Origin of the sequence: Gracilimonas sp. (genome assembly GCF_017641085.1) — a bacterium.
GTDB lineage: Bacteria > Bacteroidota > Rhodothermia > Balneolales > Balneolaceae > Gracilimonas.
This window is the reverse complement of sequence record NZ_JAEPPI010000001.1, coordinates 423,169-443,775: the sequence shown is the minus strand read 5'-3', so window position 1 is coordinate 443,775 and position 20,607 is coordinate 423,169. Positions and strand designations below refer to the sequence as shown.

Below are 20,607 nucleotides of genomic sequence, written 5' to 3'. Positions count from 1 at the left end.
TGCCTTCCTTTCATTCTGAGCCCCGAAAACCCCATTTGTAAAGCAATTGATATTTGCTTGTACTTATACTTGTATGCGTAAAGAAAATCTAAAGCGGCTCATTTTATTATTTAATAAGCGTCATTTTTTTGGTGATGACTTTCTCGCCTACCGTCAGCTGGTAAATATATACCCCACTGGTGTATCCTCCGGAATCAAAGTTGACTTCATAGTTACCGGCTGATTGCTCTTTGCTAACCAATTCAGCCACCCGCTGCCCCAGCATGTTGTACACCTCCAGCTGTACGCTGGCCTGCTCCGGTAGTCCATATTTGATAGTGGTAGTTGGGTTAAACGGATTCGGATAGTTTTGGTTAAGCTCCACGGAAGCTGGTAGATTTGAGCCGTTACCAATATTGGTGCCCACCAGGTTCGTAAAGTGCAGCCTGAATCGCGGAGTTTCTTCTTCATTATGCTTAGCCACTGAGCTTCCCGGAGCTTTAGGCAGGATCAGCTGTTTGCTATCGGCCAGTTTGGCATTGCTTTCGCTGTTGACCGTAAACTCAAAGCTCTCGGTTTCGGAGACATCCATCCGTTCTCCGGTTTGGGTGTCTTCGAGTTTCACCGTCCATTCTTCAGGAATTTCTGATTGATCCCAGCTGAGGCTATAGGTGCCGTTGACGGTAATATCCACATCCACAGGAACCGAAAAATTCTGCTCCAGGGCTTCCGGGGTTTTATGAATCGCCATCCATCGCGATGAAGCCTCACCGTCAATAAATAATTCGGCGTGTTGTGCCGACAGGCTATTTAGTTTAGGTACGTCTTTTCGTGCATCGTCTTCGCTTTCCGGAAACACCACGCTGACCTGGTCGCTGAACTGTTGTCCTTCCAGGGATAGTTTAATATATGGTGATGGATCGGTCGCATTCTTATACAATTCGGTATTGACCACATGATGATCAGCCGTCAGGTTGAGGCTGGCATCGGCTCCCTCTGCTTTCACCCAAAAAGACTGGAACGCCGGAATGCGACCGTCGAAGGTGCTTTCGCCGGGTAAAGAAGGGGGTTTGGCAATCCCATAATGAACCTGGTATCCGCCGGACCCGCCATTTAAACTGTGATCCCATATGTAAGTGTAATCCAGTGTATTCGTATTCGCTTCATCCTGAACGATCTCATACCAATTAATAGCTACCGGATAAGGATTGGAAACCAAATGCCAGCCATCATTTTGCGGCACGCCGGAATCGGTATAACTAAGTGGCAGCTTGACCGGACGGGTTTTACTAAAGTCGTCCAATTGTAGGGTTTTGGGAAAGGGATCATCTGTGCCGTCATTATCATCATCGGCATAAACAAAAACCAAAGCTCCATTGCCTGCACTGTCGGGGGTGTTACTGGATGAGCCTACGATATTGGTAGCATTGGATGGAACCTCCCAGCTTTTAGTAGTCTCATCATAATAATAGACGTTGGAGCTTGGGGGTATACCTCCGTCTGATCCAGTATATCCCTGGGTCCAGACATCTGAAAGCAATTCACCGTACGTACTCGTATCTCCCGGAGCAGCCAGGAAACGCCAGCCTTCACTGCCGATTACAACACCGGTTGTAGTCGGGAAGTCCGTGATGTAATCCCCACGGAACAGGTACATATTATTACCGTTTCCGGATTGGTCTGAGGCACTGTGGCGTGAACCGGTTCGCGGCAGCCAGCTGCCCACCAAATTTGGTTCTGCACCACTCAGCGAAAGGTTCATATTATCCTGAATTTCCTGTTGGGAACGGGCATCATCCCACACACGTACTCCGGAGATGGTACCATCCAGTCTCCATTTGGTGTTGCCTCCATTTTGGCCAATGAACAAACTGTCAGAAGTATTACTGATAGAACCCGAAACATCTGAAATGGCCTGCTCTGCTCCGTTGATATAGATTTTTGCATTTGAGCCATCGTAGGTAGCAGCTACGTGATACCAGATGTCATTTTGTATGCCGGTCCAGTCATAATCAGTATTGTTTGAAGTGAGTCCATTATGGTAGAAGCTCAGCGTTTTATTTGTGCTGCCCGTATTTAACAGCAGGCCATAGGAATAGGTACTGCTAACATCCCCTTTCATAACAAGCGTGGTGTAATTTTGTCCCGGAGAGCTTCGGTCCACATCATCAAATTTCACCCAGGTCTCCAAAGTTAAGGCATTACTGGCATCCAACTCATTTACATCAGGTACCCTTCCATACATGGCGCTTCCGTCCAGTTCTAAGGCACCGGGCTTACTGGTGAGTTGCCATAGGTCATTGAGTCGATCAGTCTCAAAATTAGAGTTTCTCCCATACCCTCCCATAAGCCAAAAATTGCCGTTCGGGTCCACCCAAGTGATAGAACCTTTTCTGCTCCCGGGTTCAGTAGTTGCCGAGGCGATTCCTTTCGTACCGTACACTCCATTTTGATAGGTAAATTTCTCCCCACGTTCCCACGTCCACTGCTCACTGGAAAGATCATAGCGCCACAGGTCATTGAGGAAACCGCCTACTCCAATCCCTCCCATTAGCCATAAGTCACCGTCCGGGCTAACCCACGAAACTGAATGAATTCTTGCCCTGGGCAAATTGGAGTCTGAGGCTTCTCCTTTAACACCGTATACCCCCATTTGCCCCTCTATATTTGATCCGCTCTCCCACGTCCACTGCTCGCTCGAAAGGTCATAACGCCAAAGGTCATTGAGGTAACCTTCATCTCCATTTATATCGTACCCTATCCCTCCCATCAGCCACAAATCGCCATCAGGACCAACCCAAGATATGGCAAAAGTTCTACCGCCTGGCACATTTGAGACTGCTGCATTACCTTTCGTACCATATACGCCCGTTTGATTTTCATCATCAGTCCCGCTTTCCCAAGTCCACTGTTCGCTGGAAAGGTCATAGCGCCATAGGTCATTAAGACTACCAACATTTCCATTTACATCGTACCCAAACCCTCCCATCAGCCACAAATCGCCGTCCGGACCCACCCAAGAGATAGCATCATTTCTGCTCCCTGGCACTGTAGCTGCTGAAGCGCTTCCTTTTATGCCGTACACACCACTTTGATTACGAGTTTTCTCTCCGCTTACCCATATCCACTGACCGCTGGAAAGGTCATAGTGCCACATGTCATTAAGTTGACCAAGATCTCCATTTACATCGTATCCATACCCTCCCATTAGCCACAAATTTCCATTTGGCCCTGTCCAGCTAATGGCTCCTTTTCTTGCCCCAGGAACATTTGAATTGCTTGCCACCCCCTTAGTACCATATATCCCGACTTGGTCAACCGTATCAGCTCCGCTAACCCAAGTCCATTCATCGCTGGGTATATCATACCGCCATAAGTCATTAAGGTGACCATTATCTCCATTTATATCGGCTCCTTCCCCTCCCATCAGCCACAAATCACCGTCTGGGCCCACCCATGAAATAGCATACTCTCTGGCTCCGGGCACATTAGAAACCGAGGCAACACCTTTTGTACCGTACACTCCAAATTGTTCTATCTCGTCAGAACCACTTTGCCACACCCACTGGTAATCTAATTGAGCCTGGACAGGAACCCACAGTAACATTGCAAATGCAAACGTAAGTAGGGAAGCTGTGAGTTTTTTATAGATTCTATTATTTGTTTCTGCAAAATTGTAAGCAAAGTCTCTTTTGAACATCTTGAGGAATTTTATTGATGTGATGATGAATGGAAGCGGGATTTTTATTCCTTTCGGTCTTTCAGCTTTTTCCAGGCATAGGTTCCGCCGGCAGCAGCCAGAAGTCCAAGTCCGCCATCAATAGGCGCTTGTGATGGGGCTGCAGGTAAACCGGGCTGAGCTTGTAAGAAAATCGGAAGCAGAAGTAGAATAAATAGCACTGCTGTGAATATGAGCATTCTCATGATTCTTCATTTTATTGGTATTACATCAGTTAATACGCAGCAGAAAATTAAAACCGCTCAATCACAGAAATCATAGAGTTCACACCTTATTACCGACTCACCTTCTGTTTTGAGCCTCAAATACAACAATTATAATTAATATTTTCTAATACTTAGGCTTATGCAATAATTTTTAAGATAAGTTTTGACTTTAATCCTTGAGGTTTGAATTTTCAATTCAGGTTTTCGTAGGATTCATTGGTAATAATTTCGGATGGAAAAAGAAGAAGTAACTCAGCTTTTACAAAGGCTTAAGTCGGGAGAAAATAAAGTTTACGAACAGCTATACCCTCTTATCTATGGAGAGCTGAAACAGCTTGCTTATCGCCATATGATACATCAAAGAGATGATCATACTCTTTCCAAAACAGAGCTGGTTCATGAAGCCTATCTAAAAATGATTGATCAAACTACGATCAACTTTTCGGATAAAAGCCACTTTTTAGCAATCGCTTCCAAATGCATGCGCCAAATTTTGATTGATCACGCCCGTAAAAAGCATGCCCAAAAAAGAGGCGGGAAGAATAAAGACCTGACGTATATCGATGAAATCTTCAGTAAGCAAAAAAAGAAAGCCAAAGAACTTATTGATATAGATGATGCCTTAAACGAACTCGAAAAATTAAATGAACGTCTGGCCAAAGTGGTAGAAATGAGATTTTTCGGTGAAATGACCATTGAGGACACCGCAGAAGCGCTTAACATTTCTAAAAGCACCGTTAAAAGAGACTGGATGAAAGCAAGGGGTTGGCTCTATAAAGAGTTAAAAGGGAAATTCGAAGTTTAGAAATGAGCGTATTGGAAACGGCTTTTCGTAAGTCACTATAAAGAAGGACTTTTGTTAAGCCGGCAATAAAGCAGCTACTTTTATGGACAATTATAACTGGCAAACAGTTGAAACAATTATAGATGAGGTATTGGAACTACCTATCGACGAGAGAGAAGAATTTTTGCTTGAAAGATGTAAGGGCAATGGAGATCTGCATAATGAAGTAACCTTACTACTTGCCTCGATTACTGAATCTGAAGGATGGCTTGAACATCCTGAAAAATACAAAGAAGGATTATTTGATCAAGCTTCCCAAGACCTGTCTTCCCTCTCCACTAACCATTCTGTAATTGGCACCAAAATCGGTTCATATATCATTACGGAGAAAATTGGCGAGGGAGGAATGGGTTCCGTATTTCTGGCCGAGCGTGCCGATGAGGACTTTACTCACGAAGTAGCTCTGAAAATCATACAGAAACATCGTGCTACTGATGAAAACATCCAACGATTCAAGAAAGAACAGCAGATCCTTGCAAATCTAAAGCATCCCGGAATTGCTCAGCTTTACGATGGCGGCGTTACGGATGATGGCTTTCCGTTTATTATAATGGAATATATTGATGGTGAGCCTATAACTGAGTATTGCCAGCAAAAAAACTGTTCTGTAAAACAAAAAATTGAGCTGTTCAAAAAAGTTTTGGATGCCGTTCAATATGCACATGAAAACCTTACCATCCATCGCGACCTGAAACCGGATAACATTCTAATTGATCAGCAGGGAAATGTGAAAATCCTCGATTTTGGTATTTCTAAACTTCTTGATGATGACGACTTCAGCCTTACCAAAACCGGGACCCAGATTTTAACACTGAGATATGCCTCTCCTGAACAGATTAAAAACGGAAATATTACCACAGCTTCTGATTTCTATTCTTTGGGTGTGATTCTATACAAACTTCTTACCGGGCAAGAGCCTTTTGATCTGGACGACCTGACCAGGTACCAGGTTGAACAAATAATTGTAGAAAAAGAACCTGAACTACCAAGTTCGGTTGCTGGAAAAGATGTCAAAGAAAAGCTCAAAGGTGATCTCGATGCGATTATCATGAAATCAATACGCAAAGAGCCCGAATCACGTTACCGTACTGCCAGTGATTTCCTCAGCGACCTGCATAATTATGATGAAGGATTACCGGTGTCAGCACGTGACGATTCATTCCGCTACCGTTCAGAGAAATTCATGCGGCGGCATCATCAGGGTATTATTATTGCGACTGGCATACTTATTGGGATTTCAGCTTTAATTGGTTTTTATACCTGGAGGATTACCCAGGAACGCAATCAGGCACAGCTTGAAGCTCAAAAAGCTGAAGAAGTGGCTGGATTTCTTACCGACCTTTTCAGTCAATCAAATCCCTATTTTGAAGAGTCTGAAAGTGGCCTGAATCAGACACTGGGTTCCATTCTCAGGTATGGTTCCGACAAGATTGATGATGAACTTCAAAATCAACCCGAGATTCAGGCAGAAATGAAAAGTGTGATCGGCGATGTGTATAACAGTCTTGGTGAATTTGCGAAGGCCGAAACACTTCTTACAGACGCTCTTGAGTTGCAAAAACAAATCAGCTCAGGGCCTGATTATGCACAAGCTAAAGCTATGAGAAACCTGGCCTTTCTTTACCAGGAACAAGGTAGATTCTCTGAAGCAGAGTCTTTACTTACTAAAAGCATTAGCTACTTTGAACAAACGGAAGAAGGACTTGAAAATCAGCCTGCTATTTCTGCTCTAAATCACTTAGGAAACCTGATGTGGTTTAATAAGGGTGATTATGATACGGCAGATTCAATGCTCACTAAAGCACTTAATTTGCGGTACACCATTCATGGACAGGAGAATCATGCGCATGTAGCCAAAAATCTCAATGACCTGGCCACTCTTTTTCATGCTCAGGGTTTATATGATCAGGCAAGGCCTTATTACAGACAGTCGGTTGAAATGTATCAGGAGGTCTTGGGAGATCATCCAAATACCGCCATTATTATGAGTAACTATTCGGCTCTGCTTAGGGAAAGTGGCCAACTTGTAGAAGCCGAGGAACAACAGCGCGCATCCCTTGCCATGCACCGTAAACTTACAGATGAAAATAGTATTGACGTGGCCCTCGGTATTGGAAGTTTAGGACATATTAAATTGGAACAGAAACAGTTTAATAAAGCTGACTCCCTTCTAAATATTGCCTATCAAAAACTAACCAAACTCTATGGAGATCAACACCCCTATGTTTCCCGTACGAGGCTAAATCTTGGGAGAATAAACCTGCGGACCGGAAATTATGATCAGGCTTTTGAAATACTCAACCAGGTAAACGAAGAGTATAAACAAATATACCCTCCCAGCCATCCCCGAACCTCAGATCCTCTATTTGCATTAGGACTTGCCTACCTGGAAACCGGTCAAACTAAAAAAGCAGAAGAAATGCTAAAGAAAGCCCATGAAATTCGCCTAAGTGGTTACCCATCTGATGGCTGGAGAGTGGCTCAGACGAAAAGTGCTTATGGATTTAGTTTATCTCAACAAGGTAAGTTTGAACAAGCCGATTCGCTTTTACTTAATGGGTACCATAAACTTGGCAATTCAATCGGGTTGGATTATCCTTTTACACAAACTGTAAAAAAGTGGCTTGAAACACACTATAACAACTGGGAGAAACCAGACCGTTTACAACTAATTGAAAAAAAAGCAACTGAGGATAATCTCTGATTTTCGTATAATTTTCACAGTTTAAGTAGCAAAAAAGTAAATATTTTTGAAGCCTTACTACGAGCTTGCTTTAATAATTCAAGCATCCACTCTTCCTATCAATCTTATTTAAGTAAAAAAACTTACCTGCATTACTTAAAAAAGCGCTTCCACACTATTTCATTAATCTTTTCGTATTTAAGTTTTTCGGCCTTGAAAGGTTAATATTATTAGAGCTTCTCCTTACCTTTGAGACTTATAAAATTGAACCACAAAAAGTGATATGAGTGTAGATACAACGACCCAGCCAAATTCCGTAAAAAGCCTCGATTACCTTGGATTGGGTGACAACGAAAATGTGTTTTGGAATCTCTCACCTACCGAACTTTATGAACAGGCTATTCTCCGAAAAGAAGCTGTTCTCACCAAAGACTATGCCCTTAGGGTTTTAACCGGTGAGTTCACCGGGCGCTCTCCAATGGATAAATTCATTGTAGATCAACCATCTATCCACGATGACATTGACTGGGGTGATGTGAACCAGCCAATTTCGGAAGATGTTTTTGACAACCTGTACGAAAAAGCCGTTAACTACCTGCAAGACAAAGACCTTTTTGTGAAAGACCTGTTTTGCGGTGCGGATGAAAAGAACAGACTGAACGTACGCGTTGTAAGTGAAGCCGCTTATCACGGGCTTTTTGCGCATAACATGTTTATCCGCCCTACTGCTGAAGAACTGGAGAATCATGAGCCTGAATTTACGGTATTGGCTGCTCCACATCTTAAAGCTAATCCCGACAAAGACGGCACACGTACCAGCACATTCATACTGTGCAACTTTGACAAGAAAATTATCCTTATTGGTGGTACGCTTTATTCCGGAGAGGTGAAGAAAGGCATTTTCTCTGTAATGAATTACCTGCTTCCCAAAAAAGGCGTGATGGCTATGCACTGCTCAGCCAACCATGATGAAAATGGCAAAACAGCTATATTCTTCGGCCTTTCAGGAACCGGGAAAACGACGCTATCTGCTGATCCCGACAAGACACTGATTGGTGATGACGAGCATGGATGGAGCGATGAAGGCACCTTCAACTTTGAAGGCGGTTGTTATGCTAAAACCATCAATCTTTCTAAAGAAAATGAGCCGCTGATATATGCCACCACCGAGATGCCGGGAACCATCCTGGAGAATGTGGTGCTGGATGAAAATCGCGAACCTGACTTTGACGACGTTAGCCTGACCCAGAATACCCGCTGCTCATATCCGCTGGATTATATTCCTAATGCAAGTGAAACAGGCAAAGGCGGTCACCCGGAAAATATCATCTTTTTAACTTGTGATGCTTTCGGTGTACTCCCTCCTATTTCCAAACTGACACCGGATCAGGCGATGTACCACTTCATCAGTGGATATACTGCTAAAGTAGCCGGTACCGAGCGCGGAGTTACTGAGCCTCAGGCTACATTCTCAGCATGTTTCGGAGCTCCTTTTATGCCCTTGCACCCTACTGTGTATGCCGAGTTGCTTGCCGAAAAAATCCGTAAGCACGACGCAAACGTATGGCTGGTTAACACCGGCTGGACCGGCGGTGAGTATGGAGAAGGTCACAGAATGAAACTCCCGCACACACGACAAATGCTGAGCGAAGCCATTGCCGGGAACCTAGAAAAGGTAGAATATCAAACCGATCCGGTTTTCGGATTCCAGATACCTACTTCGGTTGACGGAGTGCCTTCAGAAGTGCTGATCCCGCGAAATACCTGGAAAGACAAAGAAGCTTACGATCAGAAAGCTAGAACGCTGGCTGAAATGTTCATCCACAACTTTGAGCAGTTTAAAGACGAAGCAAGTGATGAATTGCTTGCTGCTGCTCCAAAGGCTTAATAATACTCAGCATATAGTTTCTTAACCAAAAGCCTGTATCCATAGGATGCAGGCTTTTTTATTTGTCCTCCCTAAAACGATCGATACCGAGTCAATTCCGAATCTGAATTTCGGAGTGAAGGTTATTTTTGTATAATCGGGAATGAAATTTTTCATCTCGCTTTTACTTGTTGCGCTATGGCTTGTCGGTTGTGATTCAAATCAGGCTCAGACCAACACTCTTGAACTCGTTATACCCAAGTCTTATACCATCCTGAAAAGCCCGGAGTCACTTACTATAGACGGTGTGGCTGATGAAGCAAGCTGGGAGCTCGCTCAATGGACCGACCCTTTTATTGATATTGAAGGCGATGCTAAGCGAAGCCCATATTTTGATACCCGGGTAAAAATGCTGTGGGATAAGGAGTACATCTATTTCTTTGCTGAGATGGAAGAGGAGCATGTTTGGGGAGATATAACCGATCGGGATGCGGTTATTTTTTACAACAATGATTTTGAAATATTTATCAAGCCCAACCAGTTCCAGCCTTACTATGCAGAGTTTGAAGTAAACACTCTGGGCACACTTTGGGATTTATTCCTGGCTCGTCCCTATCGCAGAAACGGCCCGGTTTTAGATCACTGGGATCTAAATGGAACAAAAATTGGGATTGATGTTGACGGCACAGTAAATGACCCTTCCGATATAGATGAAAGCTGGAGTGTTGAAATGGCCATCCCCATTAAGCCTGTTACTGCCATCGATCGTGGGGCTCAGTTCGGAGCCGGAAGCATGTGGAGAATTAATTTTTCGAGGGTGCAGTGGCAGCATCAAATCGTTAATGGTATTTATAAAAAGAAAACTGACGCGGACGGAAACCGGCTTCCTGAAAATAACTGGGTATGGACCCAACAATCGGCTGTTGATATGCACCGGCCGGAACATTGGGGTTACCTCTACTTTGCGGAAAGCCGGGATGAAGAGATCCATAAAGATAAGTTAGTGAATGAGTACCAGCTGCTATTCCATTTGTATCGAAATCAACTGGATTGGAAAAATACGAACGGGACATTTACCGACGATATTAAAGATTTAGGCGGGCCTGATTTTTCAGTAAATGGACAGCCTGTTTCAGCCTCCGTTCATTTAACCAAGCTGGGATTTGAGCTCACGGTTGTAAATTCAGATAATACTTCACTGATAATCAATCAAGACGGATATATTGTAAAATCACCATGAAAAAACTGCTTCTCTTTTTAATAGCCAACACCTTTTTGCTTCTTAGTTGCAGTGAAAAAACTCCTGAAACTTCCTTTATAATTGCCGCCTGGACCGGAGGTGATATCGCAGAAACCGAAGAAGAGTGGCATAAACAACTTGATCATTTTTCGTCAAACGGGCTCACCGATCTTTTTCTTTCTACCAGTCCCGAAGAGACTGAAACCGTGGTTAATATTGCCGATGATTATAACATGAACATTCATGCCTGGGTATGGACGCTAAACCGCCCCGGAGACACCACAGCTGCCCAACACGCTGAATGGTACGCTGTAAACAGAAACGGCGACAACTCATACGATTACAGAGCTTATGTGGATTACTACCAGTGGCTCTCCCCCTTCTCTGAAGGTGCAAGAGAGTATATCAAATCCAATATGTCCAAATACGCTAAAATTCCCGGGCTTACTTCCGTTCATCTCGACTATGTAAGATATGTAGATGTTATTCTTGGGGCAGATCTTCAGCCTAAATACGACCTGGTTCAGGACCGGCAGTTTCCAGAGTATGATTATGGTTATCATCCCAATGCTCGCCGGGAATTTAAAGACCTTTTCGGGGTGGACCCGTTGGAAATGGAGCATCCCGAGTTGAGTATGGAATGGCTGCAGTTTCGATTAAACGCCGTAACCAGCTTGGTGAATGAGATTGCCGAAATTGTACATAATGAAGACAAGATGCTTACAGCTGCTGTATTTCCATTTCCGGAAATGAGCCGGCAGATGGTTCGGCAAGACTGGGCCAGCTGGGATTTAGATATCGCCCTCCCCATGCTGTACCAAAACTTCTACCGCCAGAACCTGGAGTGGATTCAGTTTTCAACCGAGCAAGGTGTTCGAGAAGCCCACAACCGTTTTGATATCGTGGCCGGACTTTACATTCCGGCTCTGAACCCTGACGAATTGCAAACAGCTGTTCAAAAAGCTAAAGCTGGCGGGGCTACAGGAATTTCCGTGTTTGATATTAATGCCTTGAGTGAAGAGCACTGGAAAGTGTTAGGTACCATAAGCAGCCGGAATTAATCCTCTGCCAGAGCATTCAGTTTCTCAAGGTTATCCTGAACCCGGAGCGCTTCAATCGCTTCATCGATTCCGCCTTTCATGATGTTATCTAAATCATAAAGCGTAAGATTGATGCGGTGATCCGTAAACCGCCCCTGAGGGAAGTTATAGGTACGGATTTTAGCGGAACGGTCGCCCGTAGAAACCTGACTTTTTCGTTCGGCAGCTCTCTCCTTCTGCTTTTCCTCCAGCTCAATATCATACATCTTGGCCCGAAGCATCGTCATAGCTTTTTCTTTGTTTTGATGCTGAGAACGCTCTTCCTGACATTCCACTACAATGCCGGACGGTTCGTGGGTCAAACGTATAGCAGAATCTGTTTTATTAACGTGCTGCCCACCGGCTCCACTCGCACGGAAAGTATCCACACGGATATCAGCCGGGTTGATATGGATATCCACTTCTTCAACTTCCGGAAGCACAGCTACCGTTGCAGCCGAGGTATGAACCCTTCCCTGGCTTTCGGTTTCAGGTACCCGTTGTACACGATGAACCCCGCTTTCGTACTTCATCTTACCAAACACTTCTTCTCCTTCCAGCTGAAATACAATTTCCTTGTATCCGCCTTTCTCGGAATGAGCGATACTCATGATACTCATCTTCCAGCCCTGCTTGTCGGCATAGCGGCGATACATTTCAAACAAATCTCCGGCAAAAATAGCAGCTTCATCACCACCGGTTCCCGCTCTCACTTCAATAATGGCATTCTTGGAATCTTCAGGGTCTTTAGGAATCAGCTTCATTTTGATTTCCTCTTCCAGCTCTGCTAATTCCTTCTTGATCTCAGCATTTTCTTCGCGAGCCATCTCCGTAATCTCGGCATCCTCATTCATCTCAATGAGTTCTTTATTGCCTTCCTGCCGGTTTTTAAGGTCTTTCCAGGTATCGTAATCCTGAACCAGTTCTTCCAGATCGCTGCGTTCTTTGGTGAGCTCGGTATATTTATCAGGATCATCGAAGACGGCCGGGTCACTCATCGCCGCATTCACTTCTTCGAACCTTGATTTAATTTGCTTTAGCTTTTCTTCTATATCCATTGTAGAGCTGATATTATTTCAGCCCTGAAATTAAGGATTAAGAATCAGTATTAATACCGGTTTTATGAAAAGCTTTACTTCTATAAATAGATTCACTCCCCAATCATCCTTACCTTTAAAAGAAAAACCCCGCCATGCCCCGTACTTCTATACCCGCCAATCTTAAACTTGGATTTTTAGGTGCCGGTCAGCTGGCCCGGATGAGTTCTCTTGAAGCCTTTCGGTTTGGTATTCAGGTTGCCGTTTTCTCGGACCGGACTGAGAATGAGCCTGTTCAGTTTATGACTCCTTATTCCACCTCCGGTTCGTTTGACTCTGTTGATGACATGGTGGAATTTGCCAAAGAATGTGATGTCATTACTCTGGAAAATGAATTTATCAGTTCAGATATCCTGAAAGAAGTACAGGAGAAAAGTGGCACTCCGATCTATCCCTCCCCGGAAAGCTTCGCCTTGATTGAAAACAAGCTGATTGAAAAGCAAACCTTCGAAGCTGCGGGAATTCCGGTGACTCCTTACAAGCTGGTCAGAAATGAATCGGACCTGGAACAATTTGGGGAAGATCATGGCTGGCCGTATATGCTGAAGTCTTCCAAAGGGGGATATGACGGATATGGGAATGAAACCGTAAACAACATGGAAGAGGCTCAAGAAGCATTCTCAAACCTGGGCGGCGAAGAAGGACAAGACATTTTAGCCGAAGCCTTTGTGGATTTCACAAAAGAACTGGCCGTTCAGGTAGCCCGAAACGAAACCGGTACGGTTGTTTATCCCTGCTGCGAAACAGTTCAGAAAGATCATATCTGTGTGGCTGTTTTATCACCGGCCCCTGTAGAGAATATTGTTCGGGAAATGGCCCAGGAACTGGCCGTGAAAGCCACTGAAGCTATTGACGGCAAGGGGATCTTCGCCTACGAGTTTTTCCTGACAGAAGAAGGCTCTCTAATCCTGAATGAATCCGCACCCCGGCCTCACAATTCCGGTCATTACACCATTGAAGGAACCGTGGCCTCCCAATTCGAAAATCATGTTCGGGCGGTTCTCGGACTTCCCCTCGGTTCAAGCCGATTGAATAAACCGGCCGTTGCCATGATCAACTTGCTGGGCACACATAAACGTCTGGCCGAAACTGATTATATTAAAGAAGCTTTGGCGGAAGAAAACGGACACCTTCACGTATATGGTAAGGTAGATAGCAAAGTTGGCCGGAAGATGGCACATTATACTTTATTGGGTGATAACCTGGAGGAAACATATAAGAAAGCCATGCATGTGACACGAAATATAGAGATTTGAAATTCTGAATTATGAATTCTGAACTCTATATTTCTCAACAACAAACAAATCAAAAAATCTGAGCAATGAGCACACCAATCGTCGGAGTAGTAATGGGCAGCGACAGCGACTGGCCCACCATGAAAGAAGCCACTGAAATCCTTGATCACTTTGGCGTGCCTTATGAAAAACGCGTGGTTTCTGCTCACCGTACACCCGATGTTATGGCTGATTATGGCAAAGAGGCCCGGAGTCGGGGAATTAAAGTCATTATAGCAGGTGCAGGTGGTGCCGCTCACCTTCCCGGCATGCTTGCCAGCCATACTACACTACCGGTAATTGGTGTTCCCGTTAAGACGACTGCGCTCGGCGGTGTGGATAGTCTCTACTCTATCGTTCAAATGCCAAACGGTATTCCGGTAGCTACGGTAGCCATTGGAAAAGCGAAAAATGCCGGACTCCTTGCCGCCCGTATGCTCGGAATGAATGATAAAGCTCTGGCTCAAAAGCTGGAAGCCTACCATAGAGAAATGGCCGAAGAGTCGATTAGGAAGACGGAGAACCTGAAGTAGTCCGCGAAAATTTATTACCCTGAATCCTTTGTGAAAGGCCTAAAATAACGTACTTTTAGAATGGATTTACGTTGATACTTAGACTTTTGAATTCATTCAGATTTTAGCTCTGATTTCTCCTATATCCGATAATTTTTAACCACATTTTGATACTATGAATATTTATATAGGAAACCTTAGTTATGATGTTTCCAGCGACCAACTCAAAGAAGTTTTCGAAGCTTATGGTGAAGTAAGTTCAGCCAAAGTTATTACCGACAGAGGTTCAGGCCGTTCAAAAGGTTTTGGATTTGTTGAGATGGATAACAAAGCTGAAGCTGAAGCCGCTATCGAACAACTTGACGGTGCCGAAATTGACGGTCGCCCTGTAAAGGTGAATGAAGCCAAACCCCGCAACTAATACTTCGGGTTATGAAATTTTCAGCCCCCGCTCATGTATATGGGCGGGGGTTTTTTTATTAATTTTTTTCTCCGGATCCGGTTTTTGAAGTAACTTTTTTGATCCGGATCAGTACATAACTAAGTCATTTAAATTCAACTAACTCAGGGAGCTATTACCATGATTATGACCACCACCAATCACCTGGACAGAAAAGAAGTACAAAAATATCTGGGTATTGTTACCGGGGAAGCCATTTTGGGAGCCAATATCTTTAAGGACTTCTTTGCCGGGATCAGAGACATCGTTGGCGGACGTTCCGGTGCTTACGAAAAAGAACTGCAGCAAGCACGTAAACTGGCCTTTGAAGAAATGGAATTGAAAGCCAACAGCGTTGGTGCCAACGCAATTATCGGCATTGATATTGACTATGAAACCATCGGGGCCAATGGAAGCATGCTCATGGTTTCGGTAAGCGGAACAGCCGTTTCTGCTGAATAGATTTCCAAAATTGGTAAACCGTAGAGAAGCAAAATCTTGCGTCTCTACGGTAATTTAATTTTGTGGGTTTTAACCAAACATGTCCTTCATTTTAGAGAAGAAATTCTTCTCGCTACCATCCAGGTTAGATGGGTCAAAATTCTCTTCGTCTTTAAATGACTTGACGGCTTCTTTTTGCTTGTCCGTCAATTCTTCAGGGATGTACACATTTAGGCGTACATACTGATCGCCATCGCCTGAATTATTCAACCCTTTAATCCCACGCCCGCGCATACGCAACATTTTTCCGGGCTGTGTTCCGGGATCGATTTTAAGCTTGGCTTTACCCTTCAGTGTAGGAACCTGTACTTCGGTTCCCAAAATTGCATCAGGCACGCTCAGGGTTAAGTTGTAATAGATATTGTTCCCATCGCGGTCAAAATGCTCGTGCTCTTTCTCTTCTATAAGCACAATTAACGCCCCGGCTGAGCCACCACGACGACCGGCATTACCCTGTCCGCGCAGCGTGATGTAATTTCCATTGGAAACACCGGAAGGGATATTAACTTTAATGGTTTCTTCCCCTTTCACACGGCCTTCACCACCACATTTCTTACATTTACTCTTGATGATGCGGCCTTCACCTGCACAATTCGGACAAGCCTGAACGTTCACCATTTGTCCAAGCATGGTTCGTGTTACCTGCCGTACTTCACCCATTCCATTACAGGTTCCGCATGTTTCAAAGTCGGAATTAGTTTCTGCACCGGTACCGTTACACTCATCACATTTGATCTGCTTTTTGATTTTGAGCTTCTTCTCGGCTCCAAAAGCAATTTCTTCAAGCGTCAAAGGCATTCTGATTTTCATGTCAGAACCGGGTTGTCCGGGTTCTTTCCTGCTTCGGGAGCGACCTCTGCGGCCTCCACCCCCGAAAGCTTCTTCTCCAAAAAATCCGCTACCAAAGATATCCCCAAAACGGCTGAAAATATCTTCGAAGCCCATATTGTCAAAGTCCACTCCGGCTCCGCCGCCAAAGCCACCATTTCCATTCACTCCCTGGTGACCAAACTGATCATACCGGGCTCTTTTATCAGAATCTTTGAGTACTTCGTACGCCTCAGACGCCTCTTTGAATTTCTTCTCTGCTTCTTTATCTCCCTTGTTACGGTCGGGGTGGTACTTCATGGCCATTTTTCGATAGGCCTTTTTTATCTCCGACTCTGAAGCACCTTTATCAACTCCTAATATTTCGTAATAATCTCTTTGGGTAGACATGTCTTATTCGCTCACTATAACTTTAGCATGACGGATTGTGCGATTGCCAATTTTGTAGCCACTGTCCAGTACCTGAAGAACCACATCACTTCCGGTTTCTTCATTCGGGGCGGGTTGTTTCATCATGGCATCGTGTAGGTTCACGTCAAAGGGCACACCTGTCTCGTTGATGCGTTCAACGCCGTGCTTTTCCAGCACCTTCTCAAATTTATCGGCAACCATTTTCACCCCTTCCAGAAAGCTGTCTTCTATTTCTGATTCTTCGGCTGCCTTAAGGGTTCGTAACAGGTCGTCACTGATGGGCATAAAGTCTTCAAGGGCGCCGGCCTTCGCTTCTTCAAAAAGCTGAACGCGTTCGCGCTGTACACGCTTGCGAACGTTTTCTAACTCAGCCGCTTTACGAAGCAGACCATCTTTAGTGTTCGCCAGTTCCTGCTCCAGCTCTTCAATTCTCGCATCTTTATCGTTCCTGGCTGATTCTTGTTCTTCATTGCCAGCCTCAGAAGCCGTTTCATTATCTTGAACTTCTTCAGCGACCTCTTCCTGAGTCGAGATATCTTCTTCTGAAATCTTTTCTTTGCTCATCTACTTGTAGTCAGTATTAATACTTTGGATTTTCTTTGTTTGTAATGATCAGAGCAAATAGTATGCCATCAATCTATCTCTTCCCATGAAATGACAAAGTTACTTCATTATGACATCCCTTTTAGTAAATGGCATAAAAAAGCCCCCGCTCATATGCATGAGCGGGGGCTTCAAAGTTCTGTTGTACAGATGTTTAGTTCAGGAACTCGTCAAATGTCAATGAGACATAATAGATGGCACCCAAACTTGGTCCGCCGTAGTTCAGAATATGTCGGTTGTTGGTGATGTTGCTTCCTCCAACTTTAACAATCGAGTTAAGGCTATTCAGCTTATAAGATACCTGGGCATCGATTGTGGATACCGCAGGAACGGTTCCATCTGCAAAAGAGGAAACCCATCTGAACTCATCCTGCCATCTCCAGGTCACGTTGAAACCCAGACTTTCGGTCAGACTTCTGTTGCTTAAACCAACATTAACTTTATGCTCCGGAGTGTTATAGTCGAAGATAAAACCTTCATTCTGATCGGTAATCAGTTTATTCCAGTTGTAGTTTGCACTTACCTTAAAGTTGCTTGGCAGGCTATAGTCGAACCCGACTACAGCACCTTGCGATTCTACCTCGTTGTCAACATTGGTATACACCTGGAAGGTGTTAAGTGCTGAACCGGACAATAGCAGTGGCGCCGTTTGTGCTGTCAATGGCAGAATTTCACTATCCTGTATAACTCCATCACTGTTCTGATCCTGGTTGATCTGACGTACGCGGAACTGAGCAATAAAGTCGTTATAGATATTGTAGTAATAAGCCATGTCGAAGAATAATTTATCTCCTAACAGACCTTTATATCCAATCTCAAACGTCTGGATTTGCTCTGGCTTTACGGGCTCAAAGTTATTGTAAGGTACCAGCTCTCCCGCAGCAGCAGGATTTCCTGCTAATACTTGCGTGGTGAAGTCCTGAACACTTTCCAAAGTAAAAGCACTCTGAGTAATGTTATACTTATCAGCAAGGAAAGGCAGACCACCTAATAATCGGGCCGTAAGTACATTCAAGTCGATGTATTGCCCCTGTGTAGTCGGGTTACGGAAACCGGTTTGATAAGAAGCCCGCAGGTTTTGATTATCAAAGGTGTTAATCACCGTTGAAATACGTGGGTTAAACTGCCCATCGAAGTTCTCATTCTTATCATAACGCAGAGAACCGATCAGCTTAATGCGATCCTCCATGAAGGATTTAGAACCCTGAACAAACCCACCAAACTCGTTAATCTCTACGCCGCCGTCATCATCAAAGATGGTTCCATTAGAGCGCAGTTGATACTGTCTGAAGCTCACTCCGGCCTGAAGATCCATGAAATCAATTTCATTCTTGAAGTTATACTGACCTTCAGTATGCAGGAAGCGGGACTGATCATCGAAAAGAGCACCATTAGGTACTACGTTTTGAAGGGCCGTGTTCTTGGCGTTTTCAAAAGCATCAGAACCGGGTGCAAAACGGTTGGCATCGGCTGCTGCCCGGGCTGCTGCATGGAACTGACTCACTACTGCCGTATTACTCAGGATAGCGTTAACCGTAGCTTGGTTGTACGAAGGGTCGCCTCCCTGAGCCTGGGCTGCCGCTTGAATAAGCCCGCCTGCAAACGTACCGCCATAGGCTCCATACCACTGTGAGGTATTCAGGTACTGATCATTAATAGAAAATCCAACGAAATCAGCGATGTAAGAATCTCCTGAATTTTCAAAAGTTCCGTAAGCTTTCACCATGAAGTTATCTCCTTCGACCTGAATCTTGTGCTGGGAGATGTTGAAGTTCTTCAGGCTGTAACGCTGAGCACCACTGTAAACCGAAGTTCCGTAACCGTAATTAAAGGTATAGCTGGCTTCAACAGCATCATTTAATCGGTAGTGTAAAGATGTTCCGAGCTTCAGGTTTTCAGCTCCACTGTCAACCAGGTATTCTTCACGATATCCTGTTCGGGCAACAGGTTGGGCAGGCAATGCCGCTAAATATTGTTCAACTTCGCTTTCCGGTACGCCAGTTTGGGCCGAAACGTTTTGAGCGATTTGTGTTCGGGTAGGTCCGGGCAGGCCCAACAATGCAATATTGAAGGTACCATCATCTCCATAAGTATGAACTCCGTCATAGGCCGGGTTATTCGCAAAACCGTTATTCAGGGATGAATTTTTGTCGGAATAATTAATACCTCTCCAGTCTTCGGCCTTCGAGTAAGAGAAATTCACTTTAAAAGCGAATTTGTTATTAAATGATTTAGCATAGCGTATCGCCGTTTCAAAAAGCGGCTGTGCATCATCCGGCTCACCTAATGTTGGACGGCTGTCAACATGATTCACACCCGATTTAACCATAACGCTTAAGCCGGGATAGTTAAAAGGATCCTTGCTGTTCACCAGCAGAATACCGTTAAAAGCATTTGGTCCGTACAGTGCAGAAGAAGCACCCGGGATAAATTCCATGCTTTCTACATCTAATTGAGAAGGACCGTTCAAATTCCCGATGGGGAAGTTTAGCGCCGGTGCCTGGGTGTCCATTCCATCGGTTAACTGAACCATTCGTGTGTTACCGGTAGAGTTGAATCCCCTTGCATTCACAATCTGAAAATTGATACTACTGGTTGTCATATCAACACCTTTGAGCGTGCTAAGCGCTTTATAATAATCATCGGAAGCGGCTGTTCTGATCTGAATAGCATCCTGACGCTCGATGGTAACCGGTGCTTCTAAGATACTTTCCTCAACCCTGGAAGCCGAAACAACGAGGTCGCCCCCCGAAATGGTTTGTTCTTGCAGAACAATCTCAAGGTCGTCAACTACGGCTTCGGTTATTTCTACTCGCTGAGATGTAAATCCAACAATAGATACAATAAGCGTTATTGGAGGGTCTTGCTGCACAGTTAAGCTAAACGTGCCGTCAGGGCGTGTAGAAGTCCCGATTACTTTACCGTCAACCCGGATGTTAACCCCGGCTAATGGCTCACCATCCACATCAGTGACTATTCCTGATATTACTGTTTCATCTTCTATGTTCGATGCGTACGTAATTGTGCTACACACGCAAAAGGTAAGTATCATACACAAGGTAAATACTCGCTGAATCATGTTGCTCATTGTATTGATCCTTTTGATTATGGTTAGAGAGGCCAACTTTTTATACCGTCTGTAAAATAAGCCCATATATATGGAAACTCGTATTTCGGCCGAACTTTTATATAACACCAAATAAAAGTCTGTTTTTGGGATAAATGCAAGCGCTTTCACTACTTTTTATTTATGCATGAATGCTTTGCTTCTTGTATCCTTAGCAGAACTTTAACAACCCCCTTTA

The 20,607-nt window shown here is 44.4% G+C and carries 15 protein-coding genes; 9 read left to right on the top strand and 6 right to left on the bottom strand.

The genetic code is table 11. The features are described 5' to 3' along the window. Window positions 1-106: 106 nt before the first annotated feature. Window positions 107-3,679 (bottom strand): LamG-like jellyroll fold domain-containing protein, encoded by a 3,573-nt coding sequence (locus tag JJ941_RS01790; RefSeq protein WP_290961617.1) that lies wholly within the window; start codon window positions 3,677-3,679, stop codon window positions 107-109. Between the two features lie 44 nt (window positions 3,680-3,723). Beyond that, window positions 3,724-3,903: a PID-CTERM protein-sorting domain-containing protein gene (locus JJ941_RS01785; RefSeq protein WP_290961613.1), complete on the bottom strand. Its 180-nt coding sequence runs from the start codon at window positions 3,901-3,903 to the stop codon at window positions 3,724-3,726. 253 nt (window positions 3,904-4,156) lie between these two features. On the opposite strand from JJ941_RS01785, the gene JJ941_RS01780 reads away from it, so the two are divergent. The 5 genes from JJ941_RS01780 to JJ941_RS01760 all read left to right on the top strand — a co-directional run bounded on the left by JJ941_RS01780 (window position 4,157) and on the right by JJ941_RS01760 (window position 11,619). Further along, complete coding sequence (locus JJ941_RS01780; RefSeq protein WP_290961610.1) at window positions 4,157-4,729, top strand: sigma-70 family RNA polymerase sigma factor; 573 nt, start codon at window positions 4,157-4,159, stop codon at window positions 4,727-4,729. 82 nt (window positions 4,730-4,811) lie between these two features. Next, the gene (locus JJ941_RS01775; RefSeq protein WP_290961607.1) at window positions 4,812-7,472 is read left to right on the top strand and encodes a serine/threonine-protein kinase; all 2,661 of its coding nucleotides are present in this window, start codon (window positions 4,812-4,814) and stop codon (window positions 7,470-7,472) included. Between the two features lie 262 nt (window positions 7,473-7,734). After that, entirely contained in the window at window positions 7,735-9,339 is a 1,605-nt protein-coding gene (locus tag JJ941_RS01770; RefSeq protein ID WP_290961604.1) for a phosphoenolpyruvate carboxykinase, read from the top strand. Between the two features lie 142 nt (window positions 9,340-9,481). Then, entirely contained in the window at window positions 9,482-10,558 is a 1,077-nt protein-coding gene (locus tag JJ941_RS01765; protein ID WP_290961601.1) for a carbohydrate-binding family 9-like protein, read from the top strand. Beyond that, a complete protein-coding gene (locus JJ941_RS01760) occupies window positions 10,555-11,619 on the top strand; it encodes a family 10 glycosylhydrolase (RefSeq protein WP_290961597.1) in 1,065 nt (354 codons plus the stop codon). The genes JJ941_RS01765 and JJ941_RS01760 overlap by 4 nt, the downstream gene beginning before the upstream one ends. Here JJ941_RS01760 and prfA read toward each other — a convergent pair. Beyond that, entirely contained in the window at window positions 11,616-12,689 is a 1,074-nt protein-coding gene (gene prfA, locus JJ941_RS01755; RefSeq protein WP_349294176.1) for a peptide chain release factor 1, read from the bottom strand. The genes JJ941_RS01760 and prfA overlap by 4 nt on opposite strands. 140 nt (window positions 12,690-12,829) lie before the next feature. On the opposite strand from prfA, the gene JJ941_RS01750 reads away from it, so the two are divergent. From JJ941_RS01750 to JJ941_RS01735, 4 genes are all read left to right on the top strand, one after another. Next, entirely contained in the window at window positions 12,830-13,990 is a 1,161-nt protein-coding gene (locus JJ941_RS01750) for a 5-(carboxyamino)imidazole ribonucleotide synthase (RefSeq protein ID WP_290961594.1), read from the top strand. A gap of 65 nt (window positions 13,991-14,055) precedes the next feature. Further along, entirely contained in the window at window positions 14,056-14,541 is a 486-nt protein-coding gene (gene purE, locus JJ941_RS01745) for a 5-(carboxyamino)imidazole ribonucleotide mutase (RefSeq protein ID WP_290961591.1), read from the top strand. Between the two features lie 154 nt (window positions 14,542-14,695). Further along, entirely contained in the window at window positions 14,696-14,941 is a 246-nt protein-coding gene (locus JJ941_RS01740) for an RNA-binding protein (RefSeq protein ID WP_255132456.1), read from the top strand. Window positions 14,942-15,100: 159 nt separating this feature from the next. Further along, complete coding sequence (locus JJ941_RS01735; RefSeq protein WP_255132458.1) at window positions 15,101-15,421, top strand: heavy metal-binding domain-containing protein; 321 nt, start codon at window positions 15,101-15,103, stop codon at window positions 15,419-15,421. A gap of 69 nt (window positions 15,422-15,490) precedes the next feature. On the opposite strand, the gene dnaJ is transcribed toward JJ941_RS01735, so the two are convergent. The 3 genes from dnaJ to JJ941_RS01720 form a co-directional block, all read right to left on the bottom strand. Next, window positions 15,491-16,678, bottom strand: a complete 1,188-nt coding sequence (dnaJ, locus tag JJ941_RS01730) for a molecular chaperone DnaJ (protein ID WP_290961587.1) — start codon at window positions 16,676-16,678, stop codon at window positions 15,491-15,493. 3 nt (window positions 16,679-16,681) lie between these two features. Continuing rightward, on the bottom strand, window positions 16,682-17,263 hold the full coding sequence (locus JJ941_RS01725) for a nucleotide exchange factor GrpE (RefSeq protein ID WP_290961584.1): 582 nt from the start codon (window positions 17,261-17,263) through the stop codon (window positions 16,682-16,684). Window positions 17,264-17,456: 193 nt separating this feature from the next. Continuing rightward, entirely contained in the window at window positions 17,457-20,390 is a 2,934-nt protein-coding gene (locus JJ941_RS01720; RefSeq protein WP_290961581.1) for a TonB-dependent receptor, read from the bottom strand. Window positions 20,391-20,607: the final 217 nt, after the last annotated feature.

Bases quoted from the DNA above. Each gene is read 5' to 3' on its own strand.
- purE (WP_290961591.1), top strand. From the start codon at position 14,056: ATGAGCACACCAATCGTCGGAGTAGTAATGGGCAGCGACAGCGACTGG.
- JJ941_RS01750 (WP_290961594.1), top strand. From the start codon at position 12,830: ATGCCCCGTACTTCTATACCCGCCAATCTTAAACTTGGATTTTTAGGT.
- JJ941_RS01740 (WP_255132456.1), top strand. From the start codon at position 14,696: ATGAATATTTATATAGGAAACCTTAGTTATGATGTTTCCAGCGACCAA.
- JJ941_RS01765 (WP_290961601.1), top strand. From the start codon at position 9,482: ATGAAATTTTTCATCTCGCTTTTACTTGTTGCGCTATGGCTTGTCGGT.
- JJ941_RS01775 (WP_290961607.1), top strand. From the start codon at position 4,812: ATGGACAATTATAACTGGCAAACAGTTGAAACAATTATAGATGAGGTA.
- JJ941_RS01790 (WP_290961617.1), bottom strand. From the start codon at position 3,679: ATGTTCAAAAGAGACTTTGCTTACAATTTTGCAGAAACAAATAATAGA.
- JJ941_RS01720 (WP_290961581.1), bottom strand. From the start codon at position 20,390: ATGAGCAACATGATTCAGCGAGTATTTACCTTGTGTATGATACTTACC.
- JJ941_RS01760 (WP_290961597.1), top strand. From the start codon at position 10,555: ATGAAAAAACTGCTTCTCTTTTTAATAGCCAACACCTTTTTGCTTCTT.
- JJ941_RS01725 (WP_290961584.1), bottom strand. From the start codon at position 17,263: ATGAGCAAAGAAAAGATTTCAGAAGAAGATATCTCGACTCAGGAAGAG.
- JJ941_RS01770 (WP_290961604.1), top strand. From the start codon at position 7,735: ATGAGTGTAGATACAACGACCCAGCCAAATTCCGTAAAAAGCCTCGAT.
- JJ941_RS01735 (WP_255132458.1), top strand. From the start codon at position 15,101: ATGATTATGACCACCACCAATCACCTGGACAGAAAAGAAGTACAAAAA.
- JJ941_RS01785 (WP_290961613.1), bottom strand. From the start codon at position 3,903: ATGAGAATGCTCATATTCACAGCAGTGCTATTTATTCTACTTCTGCTT.
- dnaJ (WP_290961587.1), bottom strand. From the start codon at position 16,678: ATGTCTACCCAAAGAGATTATTACGAAATATTAGGAGTTGATAAAGGT.
- JJ941_RS01780 (WP_290961610.1), top strand. From the start codon at position 4,157: ATGGAAAAAGAAGAAGTAACTCAGCTTTTACAAAGGCTTAAGTCGGGA.